The organism is Endozoicomonas elysicola (assembly GCF_000710775.1).
GTDB lineage: Bacteria > Pseudomonadota > Gammaproteobacteria > Pseudomonadales > Endozoicomonadaceae > Endozoicomonas > Endozoicomonas elysicola.
Genome location: NZ_JOJP01000001.1, coordinates 5,183,759 through 5,205,623 on the forward strand (window position 1 = coordinate 5,183,759; position 21,865 = coordinate 5,205,623).

The 21,865-nt window shown below is 45.5% G+C and carries 19 protein-coding genes and 1 tRNA gene; 5 read left to right on the forward strand and 15 right to left on the reverse strand.

Annotated features, from left to right (window positions below):
* Positions 1-183: 183 nt before the first annotated feature.
* Positions 184-486, forward strand: a complete 303-nt coding sequence (locus tag GV64_RS21755) for a hypothetical protein (RefSeq protein WP_020582373.1) — start codon at positions 184-186, stop codon at positions 484-486.
* Between the two features lie 881 nt (positions 487-1,367).
* On the opposite strand, the gene GV64_RS21760 is transcribed toward GV64_RS21755, so the two are convergent.
* The 3 genes from GV64_RS21760 to tpiA form a co-directional block, all read right to left on the reverse strand.
* Positions 1,368-1,454: transfer RNA gene (locus tag GV64_RS21760), tRNA-Leu, on the reverse strand.
* Between the two features lie 70 nt (positions 1,455-1,524).
* Entirely contained in the window at positions 1,525-1,932 is a 408-nt protein-coding gene (gene secG, locus GV64_RS21765; protein ID WP_020582374.1) for a preprotein translocase subunit SecG, read from the reverse strand.
* A gap of 2 nt (positions 1,933-1,934) precedes the next feature.
* On the reverse strand, positions 1,935-2,681 hold the full coding sequence (tpiA, locus tag GV64_RS21770) for a triose-phosphate isomerase (RefSeq protein ID WP_020582375.1): 747 nt from the start codon (positions 2,679-2,681) through the stop codon (positions 1,935-1,937).
* A 395-nt stretch (positions 2,682-3,076) separates the two neighbouring features.
* Between tpiA and GV64_RS21775 the strand changes: the two genes are divergently transcribed.
* Together GV64_RS21775 and GV64_RS21780 are read left to right on the forward strand one after the other, a co-directional pair.
* Positions 3,077-3,757 (forward strand): YadA C-terminal domain-containing protein, encoded by a 681-nt coding sequence (locus GV64_RS21775; protein ID WP_020582376.1) that lies wholly within the window; start codon positions 3,077-3,079, stop codon positions 3,755-3,757.
* A 124-nt stretch (positions 3,758-3,881) separates the two neighbouring features.
* Positions 3,882-4,349 (forward strand): hypothetical protein, encoded by a 468-nt coding sequence (locus tag GV64_RS21780; RefSeq protein ID WP_152554156.1) that lies wholly within the window; start codon positions 3,882-3,884, stop codon positions 4,347-4,349.
* 38 nt (positions 4,350-4,387) lie between these two features.
* Here the strand turns inward: GV64_RS21780 and glmM are convergent, their stop codons facing one another.
* The 6 genes from glmM to kch form a co-directional block, all read right to left on the reverse strand.
* A complete protein-coding gene (gene glmM, locus GV64_RS21785) occupies positions 4,388-5,725 on the reverse strand; it encodes a phosphoglucosamine mutase (RefSeq protein ID WP_020582378.1) in 1,338 nt (445 codons plus the stop codon).
* Between the two features lie 201 nt (positions 5,726-5,926).
* The gene (folP, locus tag GV64_RS21790) at positions 5,927-6,772 is read right to left on the reverse strand and encodes a dihydropteroate synthase (RefSeq protein ID WP_020582379.1); all 846 of its coding nucleotides are present in this window, start codon (positions 6,770-6,772) and stop codon (positions 5,927-5,929) included.
* Positions 6,773-6,964: 192 nt separating this feature from the next.
* A complete protein-coding gene (ftsH, locus tag GV64_RS21795) occupies positions 6,965-8,920 on the reverse strand; it encodes an ATP-dependent zinc metalloprotease FtsH (protein ID WP_020582380.1) in 1,956 nt (651 codons plus the stop codon).
* A gap of 189 nt (positions 8,921-9,109) precedes the next feature.
* Entirely contained in the window at positions 9,110-9,730 is a 621-nt protein-coding gene (rlmE, locus tag GV64_RS21800) for a 23S rRNA (uridine(2552)-2'-O)-methyltransferase RlmE (RefSeq protein WP_020582381.1), read from the reverse strand.
* Positions 9,731-9,941: 211 nt separating this feature from the next.
* On the reverse strand, positions 9,942-10,955 hold the full coding sequence (locus GV64_RS21805) for a hypothetical protein (protein WP_020582382.1): 1,014 nt from the start codon (positions 10,953-10,955) through the stop codon (positions 9,942-9,944).
* Between the two features lie 147 nt (positions 10,956-11,102).
* On the reverse strand, positions 11,103-12,311 hold the full coding sequence (gene kch / locus GV64_RS21810; protein ID WP_201772507.1) for a voltage-gated potassium channel protein: 1,209 nt from the start codon (positions 12,309-12,311) through the stop codon (positions 11,103-11,105).
* Positions 12,312-12,745: 434 nt separating this feature from the next.
* On the opposite strand from kch, the gene GV64_RS21820 reads away from it, so the two are divergent.
* On the forward strand, positions 12,746-13,057 hold the full coding sequence (locus tag GV64_RS21820) for a YhbY family RNA-binding protein (protein WP_020582385.1): 312 nt from the start codon (positions 12,746-12,748) through the stop codon (positions 13,055-13,057).
* A 209-nt stretch (positions 13,058-13,266) separates the two neighbouring features.
* On the opposite strand, the gene GV64_RS21825 is transcribed toward GV64_RS21820, so the two are convergent.
* The gene (locus GV64_RS21825; RefSeq protein ID WP_020582387.1) at positions 13,267-13,647 is read right to left on the reverse strand and encodes a PH domain-containing protein; all 381 of its coding nucleotides are present in this window, start codon (positions 13,645-13,647) and stop codon (positions 13,267-13,269) included.
* Between the two features lie 62 nt (positions 13,648-13,709).
* Complete coding sequence (gene gloA2 / locus GV64_RS21830) at positions 13,710-14,096, reverse strand: SMU1112c/YaeR family gloxylase I-like metalloprotein (RefSeq protein WP_020582388.1); 387 nt, start codon at positions 14,094-14,096, stop codon at positions 13,710-13,712.
* Positions 14,097-14,296: 200 nt separating this feature from the next.
* Here gloA2 and GV64_RS21835 point away from each other — a divergent pair, with 200 nt between their 5' ends.
* Complete coding sequence (locus tag GV64_RS21835; protein WP_020582389.1) at positions 14,297-16,528, forward strand: hypothetical protein; 2,232 nt, start codon at positions 14,297-14,299, stop codon at positions 16,526-16,528.
* A 113-nt stretch (positions 16,529-16,641) separates the two neighbouring features.
* Here the strand turns inward: GV64_RS21835 and GV64_RS21840 are convergent, their stop codons facing one another.
* The 4 genes from GV64_RS21840 to rpsD all read right to left on the reverse strand — a co-directional run bounded on the left by GV64_RS21840 (position 16,642) and on the right by rpsD (position 21,855).
* Positions 16,642-19,491, reverse strand: coding sequence for a protein kinase domain-containing protein (locus tag GV64_RS21840; protein ID WP_020582390.1), 2,850 nt, complete (start codon positions 19,489-19,491; stop codon positions 16,642-16,644).
* A gap of 255 nt (positions 19,492-19,746) precedes the next feature.
* Positions 19,747-20,133 carry a 50S ribosomal protein L17 gene (gene rplQ / locus GV64_RS21845; RefSeq protein WP_020582391.1) on the reverse strand — a complete coding sequence of 129 codons (387 nt, stop codon included), beginning with the start codon at positions 20,131-20,133 and terminating at the stop codon, positions 19,747-19,749.
* A 68-nt stretch (positions 20,134-20,201) separates the two neighbouring features.
* Positions 20,202-21,203, reverse strand: a complete 1,002-nt coding sequence (locus GV64_RS21850; RefSeq protein WP_020582392.1) for a DNA-directed RNA polymerase subunit alpha — start codon at positions 21,201-21,203, stop codon at positions 20,202-20,204.
* A 31-nt stretch (positions 21,204-21,234) separates the two neighbouring features.
* Positions 21,235-21,855 (reverse strand): 30S ribosomal protein S4, encoded by a 621-nt coding sequence (gene rpsD, locus GV64_RS21855; protein WP_020582393.1) that lies wholly within the window; start codon positions 21,853-21,855, stop codon positions 21,235-21,237.
* Between the last annotated feature and the right edge of the window lie 10 nt (positions 21,856-21,865).

Genomic DNA, 21,865 nt, shown 5'->3' on the forward strand with positions numbered 1-21,865 from the left:
CTGCCCACATTCACCCGCTGTTTCTCTACGTTACATAACCCCATCCCTTACCCATTCAAAGGGTTATATCCAGAAAGAGAAAACCTGATGAATACCGTAATAAATAAGGCAATAGGTCACAATGGCATGAGTGATGCTTAATAAATACGTTGAGAACATTAGGTAATAAAAAGAGACTTGAGCATGAATCTCAGCGATCTGATTCAGTTTTTTTCCCGTCAGGACAAACAGGCATTTTCTCTACAGGGCAATTTCGGCATCATTCACGTAACCCCCGAATCACACGACAAAAGCAGCACATATCTGATTAACTGTAATTATAAATCGCTTACGCGCTATGGCTGGCACTACAAAACCCAACAGGCCGGTGGCTTCCGTTTATCCACAGCTTGCTGTCTGGCAGCCTGTGTTATGTTTGGGGAAGAGCAGGTTACACAGGGGATGATTCACAAAATCAATAAAGGCCTTGGTAGCAACTCTGACTGATAGTCTAAAGCATTACTTAGTATGTTTGCTTTTCATATGCATGCAGAGCGCGGGACGGGTCGAAAGCGTATACTCACATATTTCACACTTATACTCTTTTAACTCACTGTGCTGAGAACGAAAGTGATTTTTTAAATGAATCTGCTGCCTGAACCGTTTATCACAATCGTTGCAAGCGAATGGCTTTTCTCCAGTATGTATCATCATATGCCCCTTAACCCCCTTTAAAGACTTTAAATGGCGATGACACACACGGCATGAATAGCCGCCATTCTCCTTCCTGCCAGGCTGATCAAGAAGGTTCTGGGGAAAAATCGCTGCAGGAGGACTTGGGGTCAAAGCAGAGGCAACACTATCAACAGAATCCTCAGAACAGGCTTCCTCACAAGTGTCAGGTCGAGTTAGCCAGTTGCCAGATAAGCTGATGTAACCACAGACTCGCACCGGTAAAGTGACAGATCGAACACTAACACTTTCATAACAAGCACTATCCACACGCTGCACTGAAGCTAAACCATCTGCCGGGTACTCTGTTGTTATATAACTATTGTTATATCGACAGCACGATTCAACGTAACATGCAGCATCGGCCAATAAGGATAATGACAATTTGTTATTTGGATATACATATCGGCTATCTATCATTACTTGAATTAAAAACTAGATTTCCAAAATATCCAGTTAAATGATGATATACCTGAAGAGTAAACTTGATGCTTAACCAAGCTGGGGAGAGGTAAGCAAAAAAAGAAACTGCTCAAAAGTTCAAACTTTCGAGTTTTGATTGAAGGTCATATTCATTACAAAAAAGGGGAAAGCAATACTGGATATTTATTCCAGACACAAAAAAAGCCGTAAGAATAATTCTTACAGCTTTTATTTGGTGCCGAAGACGAGACTCGAACTCGTACGCCCATACAGGCACTGCCCCCTCAAGACAGCGTGTCTACCAATTCCACCACTTCGGCCTTAACTGCCGCTCTCAGCGACAGTGAAATTATTTCTGAAAACCCTTTGTAAATCAATAAGATTTTAATCTTACTTGGTGCTTTCAGAGTTGTTGGAGCCACTGCTCTCAACGGGCTGAGACTCTAACACAGGCGCATCGCTTTCGGTAGTACTTTCTAAAGCATCTACCGAAAATGGTGCATCATTAGCAGGTACAATCTGCTCAATCTGAACAGAGGGCAAACCGGCATCTGCAACACTATCAGCTTTCTGCCTGGCCATCATCGCCAGACCAATACTGGTGACAAAAAAAACTGTCGCCAGTATGGCAGTTGTTCGGCTCAGAAAATTAGCCGAGCCCTGACTCCCAAACACCGTTTGAGAAGCCCCTGAGCCAAAACTGGCCCCTGTTTCTGCACCTTTGCCTTGCTGCAGCATGATCAGAGCGATCACACCAACAGCTACCAGCACGTGCACAAGAAGAATAATGGTTTCCATTACTAGCCCGCAGCGTGACAAATCACCTTGAAATCAGCAGCTATCAATGAAGCACCACCGATAAGACCACCATCAACATCAGGCTGGCTCATCAGTTCTGCTGCGTTGTCAGCCTTCATGCTACCACCATACAGAACACGGGTTCTGTCCGCCATGGACGGATCGTTCTCTGCCAGCAGCGCACGAATATCAGCATGAACTTCCTGCGCCTGTTCTGGTGTTGCAGTCAGGCCAGTACCGATAGCCCAAACTGGTTCATAGGCAATTACAAAATTAGCCAGACGCTCCGGACCTGCAGTCCGAAGCACAGTATTTATCTGGTGGGCAACTATCTTCATAGTGTCACCAGATTCGCGCTCAGACAGGGTCTCACCAACACAAAGGACGGGGACCAGACCCTGATCAACCAGAGCACAGAATTTCGCTGCCACATCTGCATCCGTTTCTCCAAACAGAGAACGACGCTCAGAGTGACCAATCAAAACATATTCACAGCCAAGATCTTTGGCCATTAGAGGAGAGATCTCACCAGTATAGGCACCTGACAACTGATCAGAGACGTTCTGTACACCGAACTTAACAGATGAACCACTCAACAGATCGCGAACCTGCTGAACATATACGCTAGGTGGAAAAACAAGCACCTCAGCCTTGGTTTCAAGCCCAGAAAGGATTCCATCAACAAGCTCACGGATACTGTCTGAAGATCCATTCATCTTCCAGTTTCCGGCTACCAGTGGCTGACGCATACCGCTTACCTCTTTGATCGCGAGGCGGGAATACTAACCCGAAAGCTAGGAACATACAACAAATTCACCTTGTCTCAGAGCAAGAAAGCACTCGACTCAGAGCGCCACTATTACTGGCTTTCAAGCTATTTTTACAGCTATTTTCACTACTAACCAATTCAACAATTTGCTGAAAATTCACCAAGTAGCTATATATGTCATCAAGGTACTTTTCAAGTCCTCAGAAGCTATTTTCAGTTAATCGTGAGGCCAACTCTTTGGGTAGGATTATCATATAGTCACAATTTCGTTTTATTCCGTTGGTTTATCTGGAATTACCACGGCCCGCCGAACACTACCCAAACCACACACATCATTTATACCACCCTTTTAGTCCTGTCATGAGGACGTTAAGTATGAAATCCCTGATAGCCATTGCCATAGCTATCCCGCAAGTAATTACACTTGCCCAGGCTGATACAAGCCCCCAAACTACCCTGCCCTCTGTTGAGATTAATGCTCCCAGTAGTGATCAAGAGCCTTTGAATTCACAGCTCAAGGAGATGGCTGATGAGAACCGCGATGCGATTAACATGCAGCAGGTTTACATGAATACCCAATACCCCCACCTTAGCAAAACCGTATACAAGAACGGACTGCTAACTTTAAAGCCCAGCTGGCCAGAGGGGAACTATAGCTACAATAGAGATGGTCAAACTTATACGGCCTCCGCCCGAGACCTTTCCATACAGCTTTTTAACCCCCAGCAACAACATAAAGCAACGGAACAGGTAACACAGGAAATCGCTCACCTGACAGAACAGTTAAACCTTACTGCAAGCATCTATGACTCACTCTCCCATCAGGTCGAAAAACAAGCCAGAGCCATTAGTGTGAATGCAGCACTTTCTGCAATCCCCTCCGACTATCGACCTGAGAAAAGCTTCATTGGAATAGGTTTTGGCTATTTCGACAAGCATTCAGCCATTGCAGTAGGCATATCACGTCGCTTTGATAGCGGGGTGATTATTCAAGGGCGATATGGAAGTTCAGAGGGCACATCCGTGGTATCAGCAGGCGCAGGCATTAGTTTTTAACGTCAGCCTTAAACACTCATCATTCAACTAAGCAGACCTTCCTGGAAGTGACTATCGAGAATTTTAAAAGTGTGCGTCATAAAGACTAAATTCACTGCCCTTAAGTACATATCCAAAAACAATAATGCCTACCATCTCAGTTATACAACCCACTACTACTAACTTTCAAATCAAGTCCACGGCTCCACCCCCAGCAAAAAAACTGTTTGGCTCACGAGTGGTCAGGATTTCAGGCGCAGTGATTGGCGGCACTTTCGCTGTACTGGGAACCATTGCAAAAGACTGTTATGAAAACAACCACACCCTTGCTAACTGTAAAAATATAGATAGCAGGACTAATTATCTGGAAGTCACTACTTTGGGTGCTCTAACTGGCTATGCCTGTATTCACATTCTGCAAAGTGTTTACAGCTACTTCTTCCTGAACACAGAAAAGAGCCCTACCCCAGAAAACAACCGACACTCTGAAGTAAAGGCTCTCAATGGCTATAATGAGACGACAGATATAGAAGAGAGCACTTACCAACCAGCCCCATCAGACAATAACAACATTACACGACAAAAAGGAGGCCACCTTGAAACTCCAGTGTGAAGCACAGCCAAAACCACGCTGCCAGCCCTTGTCCACCCTTAGCTCATTTCTTTTTCAACAACCTTCGCCAGCTTTTCTACCTGAGCCTGTACCTGAGCACCATCTTCACCTTCCACCATCACCCGAATGACTGGCTCTGTGCCTGAAGGTCTCAGCAGTACACGGCCTTTTCCAGCCATTTGTTCTTCTGCTTTCTTTACCGCCTCAACAATACCCGGGATAGTGTCGGTATCACGCTTATTCTGAACGCGGACATTAATCATGATTTGAGGATAAAGCGTAATTGCACCAACCATTTCAGAAAGCGATTTACCTGAGGTCTGCATCGCTTTCAACACCTTCAGCGCGGCAACAATCCCGTCCCCTGTCGTCGAAGCATCACGACAGATAATATGACCAGATGACTCTCCGCCCAACTGCCAGTCATTGGCTATCAAAAGCTCATTCACATAACGGTCTCCAACATTCGCCCGGGCAAAGGGGATACCAGCAGCCTCCAGGGCTTTTTCCATGCCGAGGTTTGTCATCAATGTGCCTACAACACCACCATTCAGCACCCCTCTAGAGTGACGATCCATGGCAATAATAAAGAGCAACTGATCACCATCAACGATTTCGCCCTTATCATCCACCATGATGACCCGGTCACCATCACCATCAAAGGCTATACCCAGGTCCGCACCGGCCTCTTTAACTCTGGCAGCCATACCTTCTGGTTTGGTAGAGCCCGCATCTTCATTAATATTGACACCATCCGGACTGGTACCCATGGCAATAACTTCAGCGCCTAATTCACGAAAGACCGCGGGTCCGACCTGATACGTTGCGCCGTGGCCAGCATCAATTACAATTTTCATACCACGCAGATCCAGCTGCTGAGAGGTACTGCCTTTGCAGTACTCAATGTATCGACCAGCAGCGTCGTCCATCCGGGTGACTTTCCCCAGACTCAGGGAATCCACCACATCGATCTCCGATTCAAGCAACGCCTCAATTTTCAACTCAACGTCATCGGAGAGCTTGGTACCATCACCTGCAAAAAACTTAATACCATTGTCGTAAAATGGGTTATGAGAAGCACTGATCACAATGCCTGCCTGCCCATTGAATGTACGAGTCAGATAGGCAATAGCAGGGGTTGGCATTGGCCCAGTCAGCACAACATCAATACCGGCTGCAGACAGGCCTGCTTCCAGGGCAGACTCAAACATATAACCGGAGATGCGGGTATCTTTGCCAATAATTACCTTCCCCTCACCTTCTTCAGCCAGAACACGGCCAGCGGCCCAACCCAGCTTAAGGACAAAATCTGGTGTAATTGGAAAGTCACCAACCTTCCCACGAATCCCGTCGGTACCAAAATATTTGCGCGCCATAGCCGTTTACCAAAAGTATATTTGAAAGCAATAACGGGTAATCATCTCACTCATTCAAGTGAACCACCAGTACCATGAGATAGCTTTGGTAATAAGAAAGGAATTATGAAAAGAGTAAAACCAGAGGCATCATGGGTAAGTGACTCCCCACCACCTCAGTGACACATCTCTGAGCTGGCAGGTGCCATAGATATCAGACAGTTATGCTTCGTCAACGGCTTGCAGAAAGCGGAGAACATCTACCGTTTCCCGCACGTCATGCACACGGATAATATGGGCTCCGGCCTGTGCAGCAAGCATGGCAGCAGCCAGACTACCGGGAAGCCGGTCTTCAGTGTCTCGGTCAAGCGTTGACCCAATAAATGACTTTCGTGACATACCAGCAAAGACTGGCAGACCCAGCTCATGAAAGCGACGAAACCCTTTCAACATTTCAAGGTCATAAACCGGTGTTTTACCAAACATCCCACCACCAAACCCCGGATCAAGAATCAGCCGCTCTCTAACAATCCCCGCATTTTCACAGCGCTCTACACAATCCATCAGGTACTGACTGACCTCTTCGACCACATCGCCATAGACTGGTACAAAACCTGGCTCCGGCTGATTAATCAGCGAATGCATAAGAATCACCGGAACATTGGTATCTGCCGCCGCTTCCAGAGCCCCCTCGCGATGTAACGCACGCACATCATTGATAATCCCTGCACCGGCTTTTACCGCCTCTCTGATCACCAAAGGAGAGCTGGTATCAATAGAAATAATCACATTAAAGCGTGATGCCAAGCCTTCAATAACTGGCAGCACACGCTCCAACTCCTCTTCCTGAGTAGGTGCCCCTGCTGCACCTGGCCGAGTTGATTCACCACCAATATCGAGAATATCTACCCCATCCTTAATCATCTGTTCTGCGACATTCAGCCAGTCATCAGGACAACGACTCCCTTCATAAAAAGAGTCTGGCGTAACGTTCAAAACACCCATGACCCTGGGCTTACTCAGATCCAGTATTTTCCCTGCACAATTCAACTTAAATTCACTGCTCATGAAAGCTCCTCAGATCTAGGGACAGCCAGACGTTTTTATTCGCAGATAACTGCCCTGATAAATCACTACCCCTGAAATTGATATACCAAAAGTAGTCACAAATGCAGATAGCAATGATGTATTTACAAATACGGAAGGTATAAAAAAGGGCAGGAAATACCTGCCCTTCACAATCATAGACCTGACTTCAAATCAGTGCTCCCCAGCAGGACCACCAATTGAGCTATCGCTGTCTTTTTTATCAGTCTCTTCAGTTTTCACGTCCGGCTCGTCTGCAGCAGCCTTAACTCCACCGTCGTTATTATCCTGGTCGCCAGGATCCTTAGGAGGACGAACTTCCCGACCAGCCATGATGTCATCGATCTGATCACTGTCGATGGTTTCATACTGAATCAGCACTTCCGCCATCTTATCCAGCTTGTCACGGTTATCCACAAGAATCTGATTAGCCCGGCTATAGCACTCATCAATTAGCTGGCGAACTTCCTGATCAATAAGCTTGGCAGTTTCACCGGAAACATTAGAATGAGAACCACCACTCCCATAGCTTTTACCCAGAAAGACTTCACCTTCATCGTTATCATAAAGCAGTGGCCCCAGCTTTTCAGACAACCCCCACTTGGTCACCATACTTCGAGCAATTTGAGTAGCACGCTGAATATCATTGGAGGCACCGGTTGTAACACCATCTTTTCCAAGGGTCATTTCTTCAGCGATACGACCACCAAACAGGGAGCAGATTTGACTCAATAATGCCTGACGGCTCTGGCTGTAACGATCTTCTTCCGGCAGGAACATGGTAACACCCAGCGCCCGACCACGAGGAATAATGCTCACTTTATATACAGGATCATGGTCAGGTACCAATCGACCCACAATAGCATGACCAGCCTCATGATAAGCAGTATTACTCTTTTCCTTATCACTCATCACCATGGATTTGCGCTCAGCGCCCATCATGATTTTGTCTTTTGCCTGGTCAAACTCTTTCTGACCCACTGTGCGTTGGTTCGCACGGGCTGAAAACAGTGCCGCTTCATTGACAAGATTCGCTAAATCAGCACCGGAGAAACCCGGAGTACCGCGAGCAATTACTGATGGCTTGACATCATCGGATACAGGCACCTTGCGCATATGCACTTTGAGAATCTGCTCACGGCCACGAATATCTGGAAGACCAACAACAACCTGACGATCAAAACGACCAGGACGCAATAGCGCTGGATCAAGAACATCTGGACGGTTTGTGGCAGCAATAACAATGACACCATCGTTACCTTCGAAACCATCCATTTCTACCAGCAGCTGGTTAAGAGTCTGCTCACGCTCATCGTGACCACCACCCATACCCGCGCCACGATGACGACCCACTGCGTCGATCTCATCGATGAAGATAATGCAAGGCGCCTGCTTCTTAGCCTGCTCAAACATGTCACGAACACGTGAGGCACCAACACCCACAAACATTTCAACAAAGTCGGAACCGGAGATGGTAAAGAACGGTACCTTCGCTTCACCGGCAATGGCTTTGGCTATCAGCGTTTTACCGGTACCTGGAGGTCCAACCATCAGAACACCGCGTGGAATACGTCCACCCAGACGCTGGAACTTACCTGGGTCTTTCAGAAAGTCCACCAACTCCTGAACATCTTCCTTGGCTTCTTCTACACCGGCAACGTCAGCAAATGTCGTCTTGATCTGGTCTTCAGACAACAGGCGAGCCTTACTTTTACCAAAGCTCATCGGGCCTCCACGACCGCCGCCGCCACCTTGCATCTGACGCATGAAGAACATGAAGACCGCCAGAATAACCAGGATCGGGAAACTGGCTACCAGTAGCTGAGTCCAGATACTTTGCTTTTCAATAGGCTTTGACTCAACCTGAACTTTGCCAAGTAAAAGCTCATCCATCAGCTTATTATCCGGCACAGTGGGTGGCAGGTTAGTTTCGAAGCGCTCACTGTTGTTCAACAGGCCGGTAATGGTAAAGCCATCAATAACAACCTTACTGACTTGCCGGTTTTCAACCATACTGATGAAGTCAGAGTAGGCAACCTTCTGAGTAGACGACTGCATACCATCGAAATTTTTAAAAACGGTCAATAGCACCAAGGCGATTATGACCCAGAGAATCAGATTTTTTGCCATATCATTCAAGGGGCTAACCTCTCTTGAGCGTACTTAAGCCTCAGGTAATCGTTTAGAATGAGCACGTTCCCCTGGCTCGCTGGAATTATGTATTAATGCTTATCTGCAACGATACACGATCAGCAATCTGTGTAACAGTGATTGTCTTCTATCAAGCTGATTAATGTACCCTATAAATAAGATTCCGTATTATCCCCTGAAGCCTGTGGCCAGCAGATACACTTCTCTTGAACGCGCCCTGGAAGCCGAAGGCTTTCGGGTCTGCACCTTGTCAAAGCTGGTTTTCATATCCTTCAGGTAGGCATCAAAGCCTTCTCCCTGAAAAACTTTGGCTAAAAAAACACCACCTTTACGCAAAACCTGCCGAGACAAGTCCAATGCCAGCTCTACCAGGTACATTGCATTAGGCTGGTCAACAGTCAGTGCTCCACTCATATTGGGGGCCATATCAGAAATTACAAGGTCTACCTTATCAGAACCGATGGTTTCCAATATCTGTTCCAGTACAGCGTCTTCTGTGAAATCGCCCTGGACAAAATCGACATCAGCAATAGCATCCATGGGTAATATATCAGAAGCAACTACCCGCCCCTGATCACCCACGAGCTGAACTGCTACCTGAGACCAGCCTCCCGGAGCAGCACCAAGATCAACCACCTTCAGACCCGGTCGAAAGATTTTATCTTTCTCCTGAATTTCCAGCAGTTTATAACTGGCTCTGGATCGCCACCCATCTTTTTGCGATTGCTTTACATAATGGTCATCAAAGTGCTCTTTCAACCAGCGACCACTACTTTTGGATCTCGCCATAGTCTTTTTGCAAACTGCCTATATGAACCTGATAGTTGTAAACAGACAACTATTAGCCAGAAAACTGAAGGGGATAGAAGTCAATATACGAAAAGAACAGCTGAGCAATCAGCTGATCAAGTGAAAGCCATGCGAATAATATAGTATCCATCCTGACTGCGATAGAAGGAGAAGGCAAAAGATTAAGAGGCAAACTAGGTATTACTGTGCATTACAAGTTAACACATACCGCACATTTCTGCTGGTCAAACTCTTTGGCAACTTTATCTTTATAAAGCTCGTAATAACCAACAGTAGTAACCCCATCAGCAAGATAAGTATTATTCAGCCACTGCTGGAAAAACAAATGCCCATTGGAGCGGGCAGCTTCCATAACCCTCTGGTAATAGCCTTCTCGCGGAAGAAGTCGGGCTGCCGTGTACTGACTCGGTGTTGGCGAACTCAAGACATAAGCTACTCGATAATTTCCCATGCCATGAACTGCGGATATATTTACCATTTTCCCTGTTAGCGGCTCGACCCAGTCCTCGACAACAACCGGCTTCAAGTCATAGCCCACTTCCCTGGAAAGCAGGGCAGGTATTTCATCAAGCGGAATATCCAGGAGTACACCCAGTGCAACCTCTGCCGAATGCCCTGTAACAATGGTGTTCAACATAGCGATCGCATAGGGGTTGTCAGGCTCACCCCAGTGAGGTGTGAAAATATAGGGAACTGATCGGTTATAAATTGTTTTTACGCCATAGGCCTTTGCCAGCTTGCGTGTTTTTAATGTACTTTCACTCAACGTCTGCTTGGCAGACTTAAAATCCATAAGACTTCCGTAAACGAAAAGCTTTATAGACTCCTTTCCCTCGGCTTCCAGCTGAGATGGCAGATGATCATAGGGGTATTGATAGACTGGCAGATCGGAAAGGTTCTCCGAAAGGTCATCATAACTATCAAAAGAATCCTCAGACAGGTCACTATCAATAAAATCTTCATCAGGAAAAGGGCTTACATCAATCTCTTGATCATCACACTCTGAACCACAATCAATAAACCCCTCATCTGGAAACGGCTCAATCTCAGTATATTCATCTGCTGGAATCAACTGAGCCGCTAGAAAGTCACCATCAGAATCCGGCTCTTCATAAAATGTGCTTGAAAAGACCGGCCCAGCCAGAATAAGCAGGGTTAGGAATAATGGTCGAAAAGAAAAAAGCATCCCTCTTTGATTTCTCATAAAAGCTCCCTTATTTAGCATTTTTTAGCTATATAGGGGATTTGACCTTTTGGAGTTAAAAGAGTTCAGCGGGAAAGACCTTAGTATTAGACACCCCCCCTCAGGAGGGTGTCCGAGAGTAGCGCCCGTAGCGAGGACGGCAGCCTCCTAGCCCTTGTCGAAAAGGCCATGCCCAGAGGTCAGCAGCATGGAGGTCAGCTTATCATGGTCCAGTGTTTCACCATTTAGAACACAGGCTAGAATCTCACTGCCAAATAATTGGGGAGACAGAATAACATCCGCCTTTACCTGTCTGATTTTATTCATATTTTTTGCATCATTCACAACGAGCACAGTTCTAAGGTCAGGATTCATTTCCCTTGCCGTCAACACAATAAATGCATTCGCTGCATCATCATCAGTAAGCGCTAACAGAGCACGACAACCCGCCAACCCGGCACTATCAAGCACAGTATTGTCAGTACTGTCACCAGAAATCAGGTCCAGTTTCTGGCCTGCTTTCTGCTCTATCTGGGGGAACTCATCTTCCGGGCGTACCGTGACCACCGTTAAATCGAGCCCTCTTTGCATCAGCTGACTGATGGTCCCCATCGCTAAAATAGATGTCCCACAAACGATAAAATGATCTTTCCTGCTCATGGCCTGCTCTCTACCCTTCACCAGTTTACCGATACCACTGCGAATTACTGGACCGAAAACGGTGGTTAACGATGTCGCGAATACAGTAATACCCGCAATAATCATTGAGACAGTAAACAGCCGGGCCGGCTCTGTTTTTGGAATAATGTCGCCATAGCCAACGGTTGTCATCGTCACAATCGAAAAGTAAAAAGCCGTTACCAGATTATCAATTTCGGGTGAAAAGCCACTGCCAAAATAGAGTGAGCCATAACTGGCATAAAACAACAGAATGGAGAAACTGATGATGGCAAAAATACCACCGGCGGTTGCACTGGAACGTTTAAAGTCTTTTCCCAGTAATAGAATACCAATAAGAGTCACGGCACAAAACAGACTTCTCGAGCGTAGCAATGGGTAAAAATGCATGGTAAATGCCAGTGTAATGATTAAAAGAAACACACTGACAGCCCAGGCAATTCTTGCTCGAAACAACATACCCAGGGCATTCAACATTAAAAAAACACCGAGTAAAAACCAAGGACCATCCGCAACATCAGCCCAGTCCACATCAACAAGATTGTTGATCTGAAATAGATTCAGCAGGTTAACCGGCATCCCCCAGATGGTCTTGAAAATCAGCAATCCATTGACAAAGACGGCGAAAGCCACAACCGAGTGCCTGAACTCAAACCAGAAACTAACCAGCCTCTGCCACAAATGAGTGTAATCGCTCAATGAACTACCCCACCCTGCACTTAATTACCAGTAGCAAGTGTAGAATAGTCAACAGGAGCTTGGCTCGAGCGCTAAAAGCACCTTAAAACTCACTAAAAATGGTCTTTTCTGACAAAAATACACGGTGTATCTGAACGGTAGATAGACTTCCCTCAACAGCCAGAAAGCGATAGCATGCCTCACCAGAAGCTTGATTATGTTGTCGAGTGACTTTTTGTGAACAGCCACTACCATAAAGTAGTCAAAAGCCGCTGCACAGCGACCCACTCTTTTCAGCATCCAGCCCAAGGCAGAAAAGTTCAATTTTTTAAAAATTACTTCACTGTCCCCAACCTGTATTAACGAAAACTTCTCCGGAAAAATCAGGTCATACCCATTATCAAGAAGTCGCGTATGACGATTCGTTATTGAAGATATTATCAGGAATAGCAAACATGAGTTTGAACGCAGCAAAAAAGAAGCATTTTCGTGCAATTGGCCATAACTTGAATCCGGTCGTCATCGTGGCTGATAAGGGGCTGACGGATGGCGTGGTTGAAGAAACACTGCGCGCACTGAATGACCATGAACTGATCAAGATTAAATTTGCCATTGGTGATCGGGAAACCCGACAGCAACTGATCAGTGAATTGATCAGTGCCACAAACTCCGACCTTATTCAAACCATTGGCAAAATCGCCCTGATATTCAAGGCAGCTGATAAGCCTAACCCGGCGCTTTCGAACCTATTGAGAGTTCAGGGGTAATACAGATATGGCCACAAACGTGGCCTTTTGCTTTAACCAAGACTTAGGTGTTGAGGTGAGGTTTCTGACTCAGCCCAAACCAGAACTGTTTGGGGCAAGGCATAAGAACTCGGGAATACCAATCACAAGCCCTCTGGTTTAAGCCCGGAAAGGTGGCTCGTATAGCCGCCTTCCAGCTCAATTGAACAGGCTTGATGCAACCGAAAAGCCTACTGCCCTGCCACCTTTGCAGCCAGTATTGCCTGCAGAGAATAAATATTAGTCTTACTGTTAAACTCCATCTGCATTGGCTCTGGCTGGCCTGAAATCCAGATTTTCAATTCGGCATCCAGATCAAAGTGACCAACAGACTCTACCGTAAACATAGTGACTGATTTATACGGTATTGAACGGTACTCAACCTTGCGACCAGTCAACCCCTGCTTATCAATAAGAATCAACCGGTGATTCGTCAGCACCACCATATCGCGAACCAGTTTATAAGCAAGCTCAACAGATTCTGACGGGTTGAGAATAGTCGCCAGGTCGTCCATTGCTTCCGCATTGGTCATTTCGCCCGCATTACCCAATAGGGCATCAAACAGACCCATGGTAAATCTCCTTAATATTTAACAGGTTATAACCAGATAAGCACCTGCAGAGTCAAATTTACTCATTCAGGCTGGTAAAGTTCAACTGGAAGGCCATCCGGATCCTTTATAAAAGTGAATCTGGCCTGAGTATATGGATCCACTCTGACTGGCTCTGCCGCAATGCCATTTTTAGAAAGATTACTCAACGTTTTATCAAGGTCATCAACTTCAAAAGCGATATGACGAAGCCCTCTGGCTTCAGGGTAACTCAGGCGGAAGGGGGCATTTTTGAAAATAAACAGCTCAAGTTGCCCACCCCCGGACATCACAAGATCAATCTTCCAGCTTTCTCTGCCCTCCTGATAGTACTCTCCTACCACTTCAAAACCCAAAAGATCGCGATAAAAATACAAGGAGGCGGTCTTATCTGTACCAATAATTGCCAGATGATGGAGCTTCGTGATCATAAATAACCTGAAAAGGACTGGTTTTCATTTAACGCTAAACAATTCAGGGAAACAATCTAGCAGGCTGTTTTTTAAGAGCCAAGATACAGATGCATTATAAAAAAAGTATAAGGAAATTTATTTTATAAAATAAAAGAATAAAAATCAGGATGGCTACACTTTAAGAGGGAGAAGGTCAGGGATATTTTCTGGAGACAAGGATGGCAGCGAGAGTCGAGGGTCCAACAGTACAGGTAGTTGATATAAGCACCAAAGAGCTGGATAAAAACGCACGGCCACCAGAAGGCAAGCACAAGCACCGCTCTGTCCAAAGTAATCATTCAGGTGATAACGCAGTTAAACCGACAAAAAACACAGAAAAAACTGAACCTAGCAATACCGTTACTGGCAGACAAGTTTCAGAGAGGAAGGCTGTAAAAACGAAAGGGTTAAACCACCCACTTGGAGATCTTCCCCCTCTGACCGGACAGACCAAAGCAGAAAGCAAGACCAGCCATAAAGGCATCCCAGCTAATGAGCTGAAATTACTAGAAGCTGAAATCAAGGAAGCCAACAGCCTGAGTCAGCTCGGTAAGACTTATAGAAAACTATCCGGTTTGCGCAAAGAGTACCTTCCCGAATGCCCTACCGATCGGCAAATAATGCCATTTCATAAAGTAAGAATGTCCGTAAGAAGCCAAGCTTCCAACCTCGTCAAAAAGCACTTCAAGGACCCAGCTCACCCCACCCAAAAGGAACTGAGCAAAGTTTCAAAGCAAGTCAGTAAATTTCCAGATCCCAGGGCTAAGCGTGCGCTCAAAATAACTTACAATCTTCCAGATACAGAAAACAAAGCCAGCAAAGAATCTGCCAACCAGTCCATCAAGAACGGCATCACTGCATCAGAGCAGCTAATTGCCACTTTGGATAGCGCTCTTGGGGAAAGTATCAGTTCAGGAGGTTTGGTAAAAAGCCCTACTGAACAATATCCAAAATCACCAACTGCATTCCGGCAGCAATCATTTTCACAGCCCAAAAAGATAAATACCCCACACACTGCAAACACTGCACGAGCAAGCCAAAAAAGCATTGATCGTTTATTTGCTGAAGCGCGAAACACGCATAGCTATACCAAGCTGGCTAGTCATATACATCAACTCTCAAATAACCCGGCATGGGCAGCACAGCAGAGTAGCGTAAACCAATTAACAAAGAGACTGGTTTCAGAAGTATTGGCATCTCCAATTGACTGTCAGGCTCTGGAATTCATTTACCATAAGTTTATTTCCGACCAACACCCAACCGATGCATCAGCTGCTGTATTGAATGGTATTCTTGATAACTGCCGTGTCATATTGGCCCAGGAGCCTGAACAGGCAAAGTCTCTGGTATTTAATATCTGCCGTGACCTAGCTAAAGCAAGTCGTGAATACCATCCACAACTTGAACAACTTACGACGGCAGCATCCCTATATCGCCATACCAGTCAGGCAATTAATAACGGCATTCTTAATATTCAAATGGCTGTCAGCTTCAACTGGACCGATTCAGACCTACAGGAAGAACAGCATGCCTGGGTTCTGGCAAGGCACCAGTTAAATAACCCAGAAAAATATTCTCCTGTGGATGAACAGGTTGTGGACGAGGAAGTATTAGACGACGATTATGATTTATTCATTGAAAAGCTCGAAGAGTTAACTGCTTCGTTTAAACAGGATGCCTTATCAACAGAGGACACCTCATCGCCTGATGAGGCGCTCCCCTCTGCAGAAAGTCTTAATGCCGAGACATCCAAGCCCAAAACGTTACAGCATGATGTTCTGTTTACCCGGACAGCACCTAAACTCGACAGCAACGAGCAATATGCTGGGCCAGTTAACTTATCTCCAAATGACTTGGTCTCAAGAAGAAAAGCAATTGCTGGCGATTCAGATTCGGAGAGTGAACTTGAGAGCACTTTTAACAGCACATTATCTACAACAGCTCGTTCGTTGGAACAAGACTCTATCACTCTGGTTGATCTTGAAGCAGAAGAAGACTCAATTGAACCATCAGATATGGTTAACCAGAAAGCCGAAGACATTCCACCTTTGCCTCAAAAAGCCCCCCCCCCTTCTGTACCTTACATATCTTCTGCACCAGCCAGTGACGATCGAAAAAACCTGCTTCTGGACATTCAAAAGGGCATGATATTAAGACCTGTAGAAACTGATAAACATCCAAAGACTTCTAAAAAGCAGCAAGGTGATAAAATTGCTAGCCCGGTTATGAATGCATTAGCAAACAACCCGATGCTTCAAAACAAGGATATCGGCAGCACCGAGCAGCAATCACCAGTAGTTGAAGAAGATAGTTACCAACCGCCATTGGATAAAGCAAAAAAGCCTCCTCTCGGAGGAAATATAGATCTTATGTCAGAGCTTAGGGGCAGGCTGAATGAGAAAAAGCGGTAAATAGACACATGGTAAAATATACTCGCTTTCAAGTAGTCAGAAACTTAACTATGCACGGTATAAAAACTACTAAATTCCAAACACAAAGCCTTATCAGCTTAAATAAACTGATACTATGAAGCAGAAAATTCTGCCCCGTACTTTTTATGCAAGCAATCCTTATAGGTTTCAAAGTTCTGCTTTGATTCCAGAAGTGTAGTAACTACATAAGTGAGTTCATTTTGAAAGCCTTGAAGCTCATGCTGGTATTGCACGGGAGAGAATTGAATTAGACGACTATCCAATAGCACTTCCACTTCCCTTAAAGTCAATTCCTTATCTACCAATAGTTTTAAAGCCTCTTCATATGCAGACCGAAGCAAAGTAATATGCTTCATTTTGGTTGCCGATGGAGAATCAATATCAACCCGAATATGCTTTTCTCCAGCAACACTTTCCCACATAGATTCAGCAAGCCAAGCGACAGTTCCTTGCTCACCTCTAGTATAAGCTGTGGGCCTAGTGAGAATAGACAAAAACTCTTTTTCCAAAGCAACAAGCTTATCAAATGGCTCGTTACCCGGCAGCATCTTTAGCAAACTCTTAGCAGCATCAGATTGATTCATCGTTTCCAAGCTTGTCAAAAAACCAGTAAGTTGTTTACTTTTCCCGGGATTTCCACCCCTGCCATCTACTAACTCTTTGCAGAGGTGAGATTGACTAAACGTTGCTACCTGTTCTGGCGTAAACTGGAAATTTGAAATTCTAGGCGTAGATGCAAGCAGAAGCTCAGCCCAACCACTGTCTTTTGTTAAAACATCAGTAACTTGAACTCGTGTAACGAAACCTTCATGTAAAAAGCGGCAAGCCTCATGCTTACTGTTGTCATCACCACTTAGCATTTTTGCTGCCAGCGCTTTAGCCTCTAGCACAACGACCTCTAGGTGCATTCGTTGCGTAGTTGTAAAGTCAACCTGCTGTCGGCGGGAATATAATGAAAGAGACCTTAAATAGGACTGATGTGTATATGGTTTATCGGAACCATCAAGAGAAGCATTGCAAAAAATAAATTTGGCAAGTTCTTCCAAATATAAAATCTTCTCAGAATTGGATTGTTGTGCTTCTAAAATTCCGGGAAGTATCTTGCTGAACTCAGTTTTATCTACACCAATACGGTTAGTTGCCAACGCTTTCAATCTGTCCAATGGAGCCTTCAGATTTTGAGATAACTTGCTTGAAAGCTCCTGAACTTTTTGGGCTTCAGATGTCTTCTCAGACTCTAGTTTTTTCTTTTGAGCTTCTGCATCAAGCAACCTACCCCTGGCTTCTTTATGGCCTTCTCTCTCAGCACCCAACTCTAATTCATATTCAGTAATTTTTTCCTCTGCCTTAACCCGCGCTTGTTCTTCTTTCAGTTTCTGGCTCTCAACCGTTGCCACCTCCCCAATTAGTTTTTCTACCTTTTGATCCTTATCATAAAGGCTTACTTCCATTTTTTTGGCTTCGTCAGTCAGCTGCTGAAGCTGCTCTGAAATATTTTTTCTACTGCTTTCTGCTGCTACCGCCCTCCTTTCAAGAAGAGCTGTTCGTTTCTGCAACTCTTTATTTCTCTCTTTTTCCTTTTCGAGTGCTCTACCCTGCTCACGCATCATTTCATCAAGCTCTTTTTTCTGTGCCTCCCGCATATCACAAAGCGCCTTTTCCTGTTGCTCAAGTGTTTCCTGCAAAAGCCTTTGTTTCTCTTCCCCATCTTTTTTAAGCTTTGTGATCTCCTGTTGACTTTTAAGATCCGCTCTAGGGGCAGCATTAGCTCTTTCCTGTTTAGAAAGCTGCTCTTTCAGACGCTTAACCTGCTCACATTGCTGTTTAATTTTACTTTCAGAGCTCTCAATGACTTTGTATGCACTTTCGAAAGCGGCAAGCCGTGTCACACAAACAGTCAAATCAGGGCGCAATCGATGATCATCAGAAACCATTTGTATCAGGAAGCCTTCAAGCTGTTCGACAAAATCAGGACTTACCTTCCTGAGCTCAGGAAGCAGCTTTGCAGTATCTAGCATTGTCTTCTTTTTTTGTAACACCTGTGATTTAGCCACTGCGTAATCATCAGGTCTGTTAGAAAAAAGATTTAGCTGAATAATTCCAAGTGAATACACCATCGCCTTAGGCGTAATATTCATTCGATTATATTGCTCGGGGGCAATAAAATATGGTGTCCCTCGAGGTCCAATAGGCTTGATGGCAGTTGGACCCTCAAGGTCATGCACATGAGCATTATCAATAAAGCTCACTTCTTTTTTATCAGCGTCGAAAATCATATTGTCAGGCTTAACATCAGGGTGTGCTTTACCTCCTGTTTCATAGACCTGCGCACACTTCAACATAGCAACAGCGCATTCAAACCGATTACCAATAGGCCAATCATGATTTTCAAATAACTTTTGTAAACAGTTCCCAGGTAGACGCAACTGGTCTAAATACTGAACTCCCCCAACACGCCCTGCTCCCAACGAGCCTGGCTGTTCTAATTGAAAGTTTATTTCACTCCGTGCATCACTTGAGTCCTCCTGTACCTTCATTACCCTCTTATATTGATCTCCTTCAGGGATTCCCCACTTCCCTGCTGAGTTTTGCATTAGCTTACTACTTTCATACACATAACCATACGCACCACGCCCTAAATGCTGATGGTTTTTATCATGCATCTGAATAATAACAGGCCTTTGACCCGGCTTTCTAAAGCCTACTAATGTATCAGAATCACTATACTTAACTGCACAGTGACAAGAACGATCAGAACGGTCACTATGATGCATACCTGATAGTTTCTTACATAATTCATCAACCATCCCTGATTCAAGAGGACCTAGCATCCTTTCGAATTTAATACACTTATCTTTTGAAGGCTCAGATCTTGCTGCATGCCCAGAGTAAGCTTGTGGCTGCCTCGTAACAACACTGGAATGATTAGGATGAGATAACATTATTAATACCTTTACCAAATAATTGGATAATGAAAAATTTGATTCTAGAAAGTATTAATAGTTCTGAATTGTTCAAAATTAACCAGAATTAGCCATATGCCAAGTTAAAATAGCTATGTTTAGGCGATTCTAAATACTTTACGAAGGGTGAGGTGCGCTGAACACGCTGGGAATTGAAATTAAGACTTCAGGAGGGATCAGTACAATAAATAAAAAAGCCGGGATAATCCCGGCTTTTTTATATCTGACTTATGCTTAGTCTACGGATTCTACTGCTTCAACAGCAGGACGATCCAGCAACTCAACGTAAGCCATAGGCGCGTTATCACCATGACGGAAACCGCACTTGATGATACGGATATAACCGCCTGGACGCTCTTTGAAACGCGGACCCAGATCAGTAAACAGCTTGCCAACTACAGCCTTGTTACGGAGACGATCGAACGCCAGCCGACGGTTAGCAACGCTATCTTCCTTAGCCAGGGTGATCAGCGGTTCAGCAACACGACGTAGCTCTTTAGCCTTTGGCAGTGTTGTCTTGATTACTTCGTGCTCAACCAGGGAAGCAGCCATATTCTTGAACATCGCTTTGCGATGAGAGCTGTTCCGGTTAAGCTTGCGGCCACTCTTACGATGACGCATGGCACAAACTTCCTCTTCTTACTGAGAGCTGCCTCTGTTTCTTCAACGGTGGCAACCCTCAGCTGCAATTAAGCAGAAACCTTGTCGTCACTCTTCAAACTGGCAGGTGGCCAGTTGTCGAGACGCATACCTAAGCTCAGACCACGTGAGGCCAGAACGTCCTTGATTTCAGTCAGGGACTTCTTACCCAGGTTCGGGGTCTTGAGCAACTCAACTTCTGTGCGCTGAATCAGGTCACCAATGTAGTAGATGTTCTCTGCCTTCAGACAGTTCGCACTACGTACAGTCAGTTCGAGATCATCAACTGGGCGGAGAAGAATAGGATCAACCTCATCTTCTTCCTTCACAGGCTCAGGCTCGGACTCACCTTCCAGATCAACAAAGACAGCCAGCTGCTGCTGTAGAATTGTAGCAGCACGACGGATAGCTTCGTCAGGATCCAGAGTACCATTGGTTTCCAGATCAATAACCAGCTTGTCGAGGTCAGTACGCTGCTCAACACGAGCACTTTCTACGACATAGGAAACACGGTATACAGGGCTATAGGTGGCATCCAACTGCAGACGGCCGATAGCGCGAGTTTCCTCTTCATCCTGACGGCGGCTGTCGGCTGATTCATACCCACGACCACGAGCAATCTTCAGTTTCATGTTGAGATTGCCCTTGTCATTCATGTGGGCAATAACATGATCAGGATTCACAATTTCAACATCGTGATCCAGCTGGATGTCAGCCGCTGTGACGACACCCTCACCTTTTTTGCTCAGAGTCAGAGTAACGCTGTCACGGCCAGTCATGCGAATAGCCAGGCCTTTCAAGTTGAGCAGGATTTCAATAACGTCTTCCTGAACACCTTCAATAGCACTGTACTCATGCTGCACGCCATCAATCTCAACTTCAGTCACGGCACAGCCGGGCATTGAAGAAAGAAGAATGCGACGCAGGGCATTGCCTAAGGTATGCCCAAAACCACGTTCCAGCGGCTCCAGGGTGACCTTAGCCCGTGTCAGACTGATTTCCTCAACATCAATGTGTCGAGGAGTTAGAAATTCAGTAACCGAATTCTGCATGGATGTTACACCCCACCTAACTGTCTATCCCTTACTTGGAGTACAGCTCGACGATCAAACTTTCGTTGATGTCAGCCGCCAGATCACTCCGCTCGGGCAGCACCTTGAAGACGCCTTCTTTCTTAGTGGCATCAACTTCTACCCATGTGGAAAAACCACGCTGAGCAGCAAGTTCAAGGGCTGCATTGATACGCAGCTGGTTTTTAGCCTTCTCACGAATGGCAACTACGTCACCGGGGGCAACCTTGTAAGACGAAATATTTACAGTCTTACCATTAACCGTGACAGCTTTGTGGCTGACCAGCTGGCGTGCTTCTGCACGGGTAGAACCGAATCCCATGCGGTAAACCACATTATCAAGGCGAGACTCGAGAAGTTGCAACAGGTTTGAACCCGTAGCACCCTTCAGACGGTCAGCTTCCTTGTAGTAGTTACGGAACTGCTTTTCCAGTACACCGTAGATACGACGAACTTTCTGCTTCTCACGAAGCTGTACACCGTAGTCGGAAAGACGACCACGACGCTGGCCATGCTGACCAGGCGCATTTTCTGCCTTGCACTTTGACTCGAGCGCACGAACACCACTCTTCAGAAAGAGATCGGTGCCTTCACGACGAGACAGTTTGCACTTAGGACCTATATATCTAGCCATTTACCGGTCT